Source organism: Leisingera sp. ANG-M1 (assembly GCF_000813745.1).
Classification (GTDB): Bacteria; Pseudomonadota; Alphaproteobacteria; order Rhodobacterales; family Rhodobacteraceae; genus Leisingera.
This window is the reverse complement of the sequence record NZ_JWLC01000071.1, coordinates 1-509: the sequence shown is the minus strand read 5'-3', so window position 1 is coordinate 509 and position 509 is coordinate 1. Positions and strand designations below refer to the sequence as shown.

The following is a 509-nucleotide window of genomic DNA, read 5'->3' as shown; positions in this document are numbered from 1 at the left end:
CACGTGAAACATCGGTTTCCTGGTGATCAGCCCGTGCCGCAGCTCGCCGCGCATCGTCAGCCAGACCACAATCACCGGAATCGCAAAGAACGAGCGGAAGAACACCGCTTCCCCCGCGGGCACATGCTCGGAGGTGGCCTTGATGATCCCGGAAAGCGCCGTAAACAGCGCAATTGCCGTGACCTTCAGCAGGATCGCCAGCATAGGCCGATGCGATGTTAAGGATTTTGCCATGGCGCGAACCTGCGCTCCTGCGCCGCAAAGATCAATGGCTTGATTTCCCCGCCCGCCCGCGCACAAATGGCGCCGCTTTAAGAAGGAACCGCAGATGTATGACGCCAACCACCTGATCCGCCAGCTGCGCGAATCGTCCCTGGGCCGCGAGGACGATGTCTTTGCCCGGCTGCCGGATGGCAGCACAGTGACCTTTGGCGCGCTGTTTGCAGGGGCCGAGAGGATGGCGGCGGCACTGGCCTCCCAAGGCGTGCAGCCCGGCGACCGGGTAGCGG

2 pseudogenes are annotated in these 509 nt (G+C 63.3%); one reads left to right on the top strand and one right to left on the bottom strand.

What is annotated here, in order from left to right:
* A pseudogene (locus RA19_RS25390) lies at window positions 1-234 on the bottom strand (EamA/RhaT family transporter); the annotation flags it as partial.
* Window positions 235-328: 94 nt separating this feature from the next.
* Between RA19_RS25390 and RA19_RS25385 the strand changes: the two are divergent.
* Window positions 329-509, top strand: a pseudogene (locus RA19_RS25385) (AMP-binding protein); the annotation flags it as partial.